The organism is Yersinia sp. LJYL362 (assembly GCF_048323875.1).
Genome location: NZ_JBLWEX010000055.1, coordinates 1 through 9181, shown reverse-complemented (window position 1 = coordinate 9181; position 9181 = coordinate 1). Strand labels below are relative to the sequence as shown.

The following is a 9181-nucleotide window of genomic DNA, read 5'->3' as shown; positions in this document are numbered from 1 at the left end:
AGCAGCAGGAGAGGCGATTTGGCTCAGCAACTTGAGTTTTTTGACATCCCCAGCCCATGCCGTGGTATCTGTCAAACAGATGACCGTGGCTTTTGCCGTGGGTGTATGCGTAGCCGGGATGAGCGCTATAATTGGATGAAAATGAGTGACCCGCAAAAGCGAGATGTCCTGCGGTTATGTCGCCAGCGGCTGTTACGCTTGCAGCGTGCTAACAAACAGCTGGATGATCCGCTACCAGAACAACCTTCATTATTCTGATTCAACATTATTTTACCTTATCGTTTAGCGATTATGGCGATTTCGCGGCTCAGCCCCAATTCATTACTCAGGGAGGATTTAACCTTTCTGCCGGTTGTGTATGCTGAGTGCAGATAAACAAATGAGGTAGCAAATAATGGATACACGTAGCCAACTGGCTCCGCTTGGGCCTGAGTTTTCTCGTATGATTTGCGGTTATTGGCGGCTGATGGAATGGGAGATGACCCCGCAACAGTTGTTGGCTTTTATCGAGCAACATATTGAATTGGGAATCACTACCGTTGATCACGCTGATATTTATGGCGGCTATCAATGCGAACAGGCATTTGGCCAGGCATTGCGCCTTAAGCCTTCCTTACGCAGCCAATTGGAGTTGGTCAGTAAATGTGGTATTGCCACCACGGCCAAGCCAGAACATACTTTGGGGCATTATATTACTGATCGTTCCCACATCATTGAAAGTGCAGAACAATCCTTAACTCATCTACATACAGATTATCTTGATTTATTGCTGATCCATCGCCCAGACCCATTGATGGATGCAGATGAAGTTGCTGAAGCATTCACTCAATTACATAAAAGCGGCAAGGTAAAACATTTTGGTGTTTCAAACTTTTCGCCTGCGCAATTCAGTTTATTGCAGTCATGCTTGCCATTCTCATTGGTCACAAATCAGGTTGAGATTTCACCGTTGCACCAACCCGCCATTGTGGATGGGACGCTGGATGCTTGCCAGCAGTTACGTATTAAGCCCATGGCATGGTCTTGTTTGGGCGGTGGTCGGGTGTTTACTGACCCTGAATTTCAGACATTGCGTAATGAGCTACAGGCAATAGCGGATGAAATGGGGGCTGAAAGTATCGAGCAAGTGGTTTATGCCTGGGTTCTACGTTTGCCATCGGCACCCTTACCGATTATTGGCTCCGGCAAAATAGAGCGCGTTAAAGCTGCCTGGGCATCGCTTTCCCTCACCATGACTCGCCAGCAGTGGTTCCGTATTCGCCGTGCTGCATTGGGTTATGACGTGCCTTAAATCTATCTTTTGCGCCAGTGGGCCTCAGGCTGGCGCAACTTGAGTTTCCTCACTGGGTATTGCCAGCTGGAGCTGCGTTAGCGAGCAATACAATCGCCAGATGAGCCCCGCCAGCTCTCGGCCAGTCGCATCCGGATATTGCCCTAAAATAGTACTCATACGCTGCAACTCCTGTAACGTCGCGTGTAGTGAACTTGGCTGAACACCTTTCTCAGTCATACAGCCTTTCAGACAATGAATACACACATCCCGCACGGCAGATAACGGCGCAGAAGTGGTCTGCCAATCACGTAACTGCCAGACCACATGGCTGCAATTGAGCAGCACCATCCCCCAACGCAGCAGCCACAGGCGCGCAGATTGATCTTTGCTAAGATTGAGTTGATTGATGCGGTGATAGATTAATGATTCAAATTGGTTCTGGCTCTGTTGTGGATGAGCGCTGAGTTGATCGATAAAATCACGTCGTAGCAGGCGAATAATGCGCCGACTCTTGCGTTTATCTGAGCTGGGGCGCAGCACTTGAAATGCAACACCGGCCAACATCACGCCAACTAATTTGCCAATATTATCATTGAGAAACTCTTGATAATCATAGCTCGGGGGATTGGTCACGCTCAGAAATGATCCCATAAAAACAATCAATTGCCCCCATAGAGAAGCATAAGTTGGATGCTGGAGTTTCATCATTTGCATGGTGATTAAAATGGGAAATAGCACCACGGCAAATTGCCAAAAATCATCAATCTGCACCATCACGCCAAATTTCAGAATAAAACAGCTAATGGAGAGCAGAATAATGGCTTTCAAGAGTGTGGCAATGCTGTCAGTTGGCGACGGAGTGGCAGAGTAGAGCACGCAACTGACCGCTGCCAATGATAACGCGGCAGCGCCGGAACTCCATTGCGTATTTATCCAGAAGGCACAACCGATAATAATGCAAACAAAGGTTCTCAGGCCATTATAAGCGGCCTCATAGATATCGGTGTGGCGAGCGAGTGAGGTCACGGCAGGGGGCAACAGCATGCCGCTGTGCGGTTCCTTATCCAATTGGGCCAGCCAGTGATTAACGTGCAAATATAACCAGCAAAAATGCCGCAATCGTAACCTTTTGCTGATAACACCGCCAACCGTTGGGAAACTGACGACTGCCGCAGAGGTCAGTGCCCAATAGGGCTCGTCTAAATTCAGGGCAAAGGCAATCCACAGCGATAAACACATTGCCAGCGAATTACGCAGTGCATAACGCCACTGGCCTGCATTCGCCTTACCCCAAGGGGTCTGTTGCCACGAGGGGAAAGTCAGGCGCATCTTTAATCCGCCAGTGAAATGGTACAGGTGGTACCGGCAATCAATGTGACATCCGAGGGAACATCCAGCAATTTAATCCTTACCGGGACACGTTGTGCCAAGCGCACCCATGGCACGTTAGGTTTTACATCAATCAACAAATTACCGCTGCTATCGACACTCTGGTCGTAAATTGCGCGCCCAATACTTTCCACCACTCCCCGTAAAGGAATGTTGCCATTATACAAAACAATCTTGGCCTCATTACCTTCTCTAATGTGTCTCAGCTTGGTCTCTTCGAAATAGCCCATGACGTAAAATGAATCAGTATCTATTAGCGCAACTAATGGAACCCCGGTGGTGGCGTAGTTGCCGACCCGAGTCTGTAAATTGGTAATATAGCCGTTAGCAGGGGCATAAATACGCGTTTTACTGAGATTCCATTTTGCTTGTTCGAGGTTTGCCAATGCGCCTTGATACGCTGCTCTCATGCTGTTTGCACTTAAATTGGCAATATCCAGATCCTCACCAGAAATGATGTTTTTAGGTAAGTTTCGGCGACGTTCGGCCTCATGATTGGCTTTAGCCAGTTCAGCCTGTGCGCGTTCAAGGGCTGCCTGAGCATTATCCAGAGCCAGCTGATAGGGTTGCGGGTCAATCACAAATAATAGGCTACCTGAGCTTACCAATTGGTTATCATGGACTAATATTTTAACCAACTGGCCAGAGACTTCTGGCGTGATGCTGACCAACTCCGCCCGAACTTTGCCATCGCGAGTTCAGGGGGATTGCATATAATAATTCCACATCCACCAACCAGCGCAGAGTGCGAGGGCGAATACGATGACAGAAGAGAAGTATTTAAGAGACTGATGATTCATATCAATTTACCAACTGGCTAATATCCACAAAGAAACACTGACTGCAATGACAAAAATGGACAGATCCATTAATATTGGATGCCAGATGTCACCAGAGTAGATCCAATTCCGCAGCATATGATGGATCAATAGCCATAACACCAAACCTAGCATAACCGCCTTAAACATCGGCGGGAAATAGATAGAGGCACCTAAAACCAAGTCTGACAAGGGTGCGTTTGTGGATAATATAGATACATACATAAGGTTAATCCTTAAGAGGTAATTTTAGTAAATACATCATTTTTGCTAAAGGATTCCCCGTATTTATTGCTATTGTCCTAGCATCGACGGTATATATACATTTGTGTTTTTAATGTTAATTACCCAAAATAGACTGGACTCTGGTAGTTATGCTAGCACGCTAAATAAAAGGAGGAGCAATTGGAATCGACATTAGGATCGACATTAGGATCGACATTAGGATCGACATTAGGATCTGATTTAGCACGATTAGTTCGCGTTTGGCGCGCGCTAATCGACCACCGGTTGAAGCCGTTGGAGCTGACCCAAACGCATTGGGTTACCTTGCATAACATTAATCGTTTACCACCTGAACAATCCCAGATTCAACTGGCAAAAGCGATTGGTATCGAACAACCATCATTGGTTAGAACCTTAGATCAACTGGAGGAGAAAGGTCTAATCACACGCCATACTTGTGTAAATGATCGGCGTGCAAAGAGGATAAAACTGACGGAACAGTCTGAACCGATAATAGAGGAGGTTGATTGTGTCATATGTTCCACCCGTAAAGAAATTCTTGAGGGAATTTCACCAGATGAGATTGAGTTTTTATCTGGTTTGGTTGATAAGCTTGAGAGAAATATTATTCAATTACAAAGTAAAGTAAAATAAAGTTTTAAGACTCAATTCACAGCAGAAAGAAAATTTTTTAGCAGTAAAAATAAGCCAGAGATCGCAATGATCTCTGGCTTTACGGGTTACATCATAAAATATATTACAGAGAGGCGATTAGCGCGGGCTAACAGTCACTGTACTGCCACTGCTGGCAAGCATCACGCGCTGGCCTACGCTAAAGCGGGTTGGACCTTGTTTCTGAACCACCAAAATAGTGGTGCCATCATCTTTACGCACTTCAAGTTGCACGCCGTCAGTACGGTTCATTGCACCTTGAACACCTTGTCCTGCCATACCACCAGCAACCGCACCAGCGGCTGTCGCCAGGCTACGGCCTGTACCGCCACCGACAGTATTCCCGAGGAAACCACCCAGTACAGCACCACCGATTGCGCCCATAACATTGTTGTCATCGCCGCCTTGAATGGTCACCGGCCGTACGGAAAGCAAGGTACCGTAAGTAACCGTTTGTACTTGCCTGGCTTGTGAAGCGCTAAAAACGTCACCAGACAAGGTGCTGTTGTTGGCACAACCGGTCAGAGTAACCGCAGCAATAGCAACGGCGATTAATGGCTTGATCATAAAAACTCCTATTAAAATGCATAACCGTATTACGGTTCAGTATGACTGGTATATCCAAATCCAGTCCAATAACGGCCTAGTATTTGCATAAAGTATGGCTTACTCAAATATTTATTTCACTACTTACCGTATTTTTGACTGTGTGCTTTATTTTTTGATAACACTAATAAGACCGCAGCTTAGCGGTTTGTACTTCAACCAATATTAAACGGTAGTTTAACTTTCTTAAAGTGAGAAATATCGCTGCCATAACTCATACTGTCAGTATTAGTGACTTTTATGTGATACTTCTTGCAAATAAATATCATTCTTTAAGACATGCCCCTATGGCGGTATACACTTAAAAAAGTATATCTTTTCATGGTGTTAATTTTATTATTCTGACGAGACTTGCGTGAAGTCTCGTTGCTATTTGGGTCACAATGGGAAATAAGGTCATTGCTATGAAATCAGGCCGTTATATTGGGGTGATGTCGGGAACCAGTCTGGATGGCATCGATGTTGTTCTGGCCGCCATTGATGAGCGCATGGTGGCTCAAGAGGTCAGTTACTGCCACCCGATGCCGCTCCAGTTAAAAAAAGACATTCTCGGCATGTGCCAAGGGCAGTCAACCACGTTATCTGCCGTGGGCAAACTTGATGCGCAATTAGGGATACTCTTTGCTGAAGCCGTGCTGGCACTGCTGGCCAAAGCGGGGCGGACAGCACAGGACATCACGGCAATTGGCTGCCACGGGCAGACGGTATGGCATGAGCCCCTGGGTGAACCGGCCTTTACTCTGCAATTAGGTGATAATAATCGTATTGCTGCCATGACGAAAATTGCCACTGTTGGGGATTTTCGCCGCCGGGATATGGCGTATGGTGGGCAGGGGGCTCCGCTGGTTCCAGCCTTCCACCATGCTTTATTAGCCGATGCCAGGGAGCGGCGTATGGTGTTGAATATCGGCGGTATCGCGAACTTGTCGATGCTATTACCTGATTTGCCGGTGCGCGGTTTTGATACCGGGCCGGGGAATATGCTGATGGATGCCTGGATTTGGCGAAATTGTTCGCTACCTTATGATAAGGATGCTGCCTGGGCACTATCGGGCAAGGTTAATCAGCCATTGTTGGAACTGATGTACAGTGACCTCTATTTTGCGAAACCAGCACCGAAAAGCACCGGTCGCGAGTATTTCAATGCCGGATGGCTGGATAAACAATTGGCGAAAGTTCCCGGCAGTCAACCCGAAGATGTCCAGGCGACATTAGCGGAGTTAACCGCACTCTCTATTGCTGAGCAAGTTCAGTTGGCCGGCGGCTGTGAGCGCCTGCTGGTGTGCGGTGGTGGGGCGCGAAACCCATTAGTGATGTCGCGGATGTCAGCCCTGCTACCCGGCACTGAAGTCTGTATCACTGATAAATTTGGGGTCAGTGGCGATGATATGGAGGCGCTGGCCTTCGCCTGGTTGGCTTTTCGAACCTTGTCCGGTAAATCGGGTAATTTGCCCTCAGTGACCGGCGCCAGCTGTGAGACCATTTTAGGAGCAGTCTATCCTGTATCGTCACGATGACGGTGCTAAGCTGCCATAGATTATGGTGGCTTATTCACGCAATAAAGGACGGCACAATGAAATCTTTATTTGGAGCGACAGCAGTACTTGGTGCGGCGGCAGTATTCATGCTGGCCGGATGCAGTTTGGTGCAACCGAAGAGTGAAACCTTACACTATCAATGTGGCACCACTAAGTTGAAAGTCATGCAGGATAATAAGCAAGATAAGGTCAACTTGGTGTTAGACGGAGAACAATTGACCTTGCCACAAGTCCCCGCGGCATCAGGTGCTAAATACAGTGACGGTCACTATACTTTTTGGTCGAAAGGAAATACCGCTTTTGTTGAGCGTAACGAAAAAGTCATTATCAATGACTGTATGTTGATAAAATAAATACTTTGATCAAGTAATCAGGCTATTGTCGGCTCAGGGTGATTGTGATTCTGCCGCTGTGAGGGCAAAATGACAATCACTGCTTTCCTGTGCGATACCGAACTTATATGACTGACAATAATGAATTTGATGTTGCAGACTTGCGCCGTGAATATATTCGTGGCGGCCTACGCCGCAGCGACTTAACCGAAAATCCATTGGAATTGTTTGAGCGCTGGTTAAAACAGGCCTGTGATGCGCGCTTACCTGATCCGACGGCAATGTGTGTGGCAACAGTCGATGCCCACGGCCAGCCTTATCAGCGGATTGTATTGCTAAAACATTATGACGAGCAGGGGTTGGTGTTCTATACCAACTTAGGCAGTCGCAAAGCGCAACAATTAGCTGAAAACCCGCATATCAGCTTATTATTCCCTTGGCATATGCTAGATAGGCAAGTCATATTCCTTGGCACAGCCGAGCGCCTTTCCACCCTCGAAGTGATGAAATATTTCACTTCTCGCCCCAAAGATAGTCAGATTGGTGCTTGGGTATCCCAGCAATCTTCGCGGATTTCTGCCCGTGGTGTGCTAGAAAGCAAATTCCTGGAACTCAAGCAAAAATTCCAACAAGGTGATGTGCCACTGCCCAGTTTCTGGGGCGGATTCCGGGTTAAATTCGATTCCGTCGAGTTCTGGCAGGGAGGCGAACACCGCCTGCATGACCGATTTATCTATCAACGGGATGCAGTTGCCTGGAAAATTGACCGTTTAGCGCCGTGAGAGTGATGAAATCCTAGCGCTCATCGGGCGGGCGCTTTATTCTATACCCGTCATACTTCAAGCTGCATGCGCGTTGACTGCTTTCGTTCACCCCAGTCACTTACTTGAGTAAGCTCCTGGGGATTTGCTCAATTGTCGCCTTCCTGCAACTCGAATTATTTAAGGTATAAAGCCGCTTTACCTCGTAAAAGACAAATTTTTGTAAAAACAATTTTGTGAAAAACAATGGAGTCGTTGATGACCAGCAGCAACCTGATTAAACAATTGCAAGAGCGGGGCCTCGTTGCCCAGGTTACGGATGAAGACGCGTTAGCAGAGAGACTGGCGCAAGGGCCAATTTCACTGTATTGCGGTTTTGATCCTACCGCAGACAGCTTGCATTTGGGTCATCTGGTTCCGTTGTTGTGCCTAAAGCGCTTCCAACTGGCAGGGCATCGCCCGGTTGCTTTAGTTGGGGGGGCTACCGGTATGATAGGTGACCCAAGTTTCAAAGCCAGCGAGCGTAAGCTGAATACCGAAGATACCGTGAACGAGTGGGTGGAGAAAATTCGTCGGCAGGTTTCGCCTTTCCTGGATTTTGATTGCGGTGAGAATAGTGCTATTGCGGCTAACAACTACGATTGGTTTGGCGGCATGAATGTGCTGACTTTCCTGCGTGATATCGGCAAGCACTTCTCTGTTAATCAGATGATCAACAAAGAAGCCGTCAAGCAGCGCTTGAATCGTGATGACAGCGGTATTTCATTTACTGAGTTTTCCTACAACTTGCTGCAAGCTTATGATTTTGCTTGCCTGAATAAAGCGCACGGTGTGGCGCTGCAAATTGGGGGTTCTGACCAATGGGGTAATATTACCTCAGGTATCGATTTGACCCGCCGTCTCCATCAGCAGCAAGTTTATGGCCTGACTGTGCCACTGATTACCAAAGCAGATGGCACCAAATTCGGTAAAACCGAAGGCGGCGCGGTGTGGCTTGATCCGAAGAAAACCAGCCCTTACAAATTCTATCAATTCTGGATCAATACCGCAGATGCTGACGTTTATCGCTTCCTGAAATTCTTTACTTTCATGAGTTTGGAAGAGATTAATGCACTGGAAGAAGAAGATAAAAATAGTGGGAAAGCACCACGCGCCCAGTACGTGCTAGCCGAAAATGTCACCGGTATGGTGCATGGCGAAGAAGGTTTGGCGGCAGCTAAACGTATCACTGCCAGCTTGTTCTCCGGTGATTTAAACGACATGACAGAAGCTGACTTTGCTCAACTGGCGCAAGACGGTATGCCGACCATTGAACTGACTCGTGATGCCGATTTGCAGCAAGCGTTGGTCAACGCGGAGTTGGTGCCTTCTCGTGGCCAGGCCCGGACCATGATTAGCTCGAATGCGGTGGCGATTAATGGTGAGAAGCAATCTGATCCGGAATACGCTTTCACGGATGCCGATCGTCTATTTGGCCGCTATACCTTATTGCGCCGCGGTAAAAAACATTATTGCCTGATTAGCTGGCTGTAAGAGTAAAAGAAAATAAGGGGCAAGATATGTCCCT

General features: G+C 47.4%; 10 protein-coding genes and 1 pseudogene. 7 read left to right on the top strand and 4 right to left on the bottom strand.

Features of this window, described 5'->3' with window-relative positions; genetic code table 11:
• Nucleotides 1–18: 18 nt before the first annotated feature.
• Together ACNSO8_RS02315 and ACNSO8_RS02310 are read left to right on the top strand one after the other, a co-directional pair.
• Entirely contained in the window at nt 19–258 is a 240-nt protein-coding gene (locus tag ACNSO8_RS02315) for a DUF1289 domain-containing protein (RefSeq protein WP_418393696.1), read from the top strand.
• Between the two features lie 136 nt (nt 259–394).
• Nucleotides 395–1291: an aldo/keto reductase gene (locus ACNSO8_RS02310; RefSeq protein WP_418393695.1), complete on the top strand. Its 897-nt coding sequence runs from the start codon at nt 395–397 to the stop codon at nt 1289–1291.
• 24 nt (nt 1292–1315) lie between these two features.
• On the opposite strand, the gene ACNSO8_RS02305 is transcribed toward ACNSO8_RS02310, so the two are convergent.
• The 3 genes and pseudogenes from ACNSO8_RS02305 to ACNSO8_RS02295 all read right to left on the bottom strand — a co-directional run bounded on the left by ACNSO8_RS02305 (nt 1316) and on the right by ACNSO8_RS02295 (nt 3705).
• Nucleotides 1316–2602 carry an FUSC family protein gene (locus tag ACNSO8_RS02305; RefSeq protein ID WP_418393694.1) on the bottom strand — a complete coding sequence of 429 codons (1287 nt, stop codon included), beginning with the start codon at nt 2600–2602 and terminating at the stop codon, nt 1316–1318.
• A gap of 2 nt (nt 2603–2604) precedes the next feature.
• Nucleotides 2605–3462: pseudogene (locus ACNSO8_RS02300) on the bottom strand (efflux RND transporter periplasmic adaptor subunit).
• Between the two features lie 6 nt (nt 3463–3468).
• Nucleotides 3469–3705, bottom strand: a complete 237-nt coding sequence (locus ACNSO8_RS02295; protein WP_050078524.1) for a DUF1656 domain-containing protein — start codon at nt 3703–3705, stop codon at nt 3469–3471.
• Between the two features lie 180 nt (nt 3706–3885).
• Here ACNSO8_RS02295 and slyA point away from each other — a divergent pair, with 180 nt between their 5' ends.
• A complete protein-coding gene (slyA, locus tag ACNSO8_RS02290; protein ID WP_418393693.1) occupies nt 3886–4359 on the top strand; it encodes a transcriptional regulator SlyA in 474 nt (157 codons plus the stop codon).
• Between the two features lie 117 nt (nt 4360–4476).
• Here the strand turns inward: slyA and ACNSO8_RS02285 are convergent, their stop codons facing one another.
• Entirely contained in the window at nt 4477–4944 is a 468-nt protein-coding gene (locus ACNSO8_RS02285; protein WP_418393692.1) for a glycine zipper 2TM domain-containing protein, read from the bottom strand.
• A gap of 443 nt (nt 4945–5387) precedes the next feature.
• On the opposite strand from ACNSO8_RS02285, the gene anmK reads away from it, so the two are divergent.
• The 4 genes from anmK (at nt 5388) to tyrS (ending at nt 9147) form a co-directional block, all read left to right on the top strand.
• The gene (gene anmK, locus ACNSO8_RS02280; RefSeq protein ID WP_418393691.1) at nt 5388–6500 is read left to right on the top strand and encodes an anhydro-N-acetylmuramic acid kinase; all 1113 of its coding nucleotides are present in this window, start codon (nt 5388–5390) and stop codon (nt 6498–6500) included.
• Nucleotides 6501–6556: 56 nt separating this feature from the next.
• Nucleotides 6557–6874: an MliC family protein gene (locus ACNSO8_RS02275; RefSeq protein ID WP_418393690.1), complete on the top strand. Its 318-nt coding sequence runs from the start codon at nt 6557–6559 to the stop codon at nt 6872–6874.
• 107 nt (nt 6875–6981) lie between these two features.
• Entirely contained in the window at nt 6982–7635 is a 654-nt protein-coding gene (gene pdxH / locus ACNSO8_RS02270; RefSeq protein ID WP_418393689.1) for a pyridoxamine 5'-phosphate oxidase, read from the top strand.
• A 237-nt stretch (nt 7636–7872) separates the two neighbouring features.
• Nucleotides 7873–9147, top strand: coding sequence for a tyrosine--tRNA ligase (tyrS, locus tag ACNSO8_RS02265; RefSeq protein WP_013649859.1), 1275 nt, complete (start codon nt 7873–7875; stop codon nt 9145–9147).
• Nucleotides 9148–9181 lie beyond the last annotated feature (34 nt).

What these genes read in the sequence shown, in the direction of transcription:
- ACNSO8_RS02310 (WP_418393695.1), top strand. Translation starts at nt 395, where the DNA reads ATGGATACACGTAGCCAACTGGCTCCGCTTGGGCCTGAGTTTTCTCGT.
- ACNSO8_RS02305 (WP_418393694.1), bottom strand. Translation starts at nt 2,602, where the DNA reads ATGCGCCTGACTTTCCCCTCGTGGCAACAGACCCCTTGGGGTAAGGCG.
- ACNSO8_RS02295 (WP_050078524.1), bottom strand. Translation starts at nt 3,705, where the DNA reads ATGTATGTATCTATATTATCCACAAACGCACCCTTGTCAGACTTGGTT.
- ACNSO8_RS02285 (WP_418393692.1), bottom strand. Translation starts at nt 4,944, where the DNA reads ATGATCAAGCCATTAATCGCCGTTGCTATTGCTGCGGTTACTCTGACC.
- anmK (WP_418393691.1), top strand. Translation starts at nt 5,388, where the DNA reads ATGAAATCAGGCCGTTATATTGGGGTGATGTCGGGAACCAGTCTGGAT.
- ACNSO8_RS02275 (WP_418393690.1), top strand. Translation starts at nt 6,557, where the DNA reads ATGAAATCTTTATTTGGAGCGACAGCAGTACTTGGTGCGGCGGCAGTA.
- pdxH (WP_418393689.1), top strand. Translation starts at nt 6,982, where the DNA reads ATGACTGACAATAATGAATTTGATGTTGCAGACTTGCGCCGTGAATAT.
- tyrS (WP_013649859.1), top strand. Translation starts at nt 7,873, where the DNA reads ATGACCAGCAGCAACCTGATTAAACAATTGCAAGAGCGGGGCCTCGTT.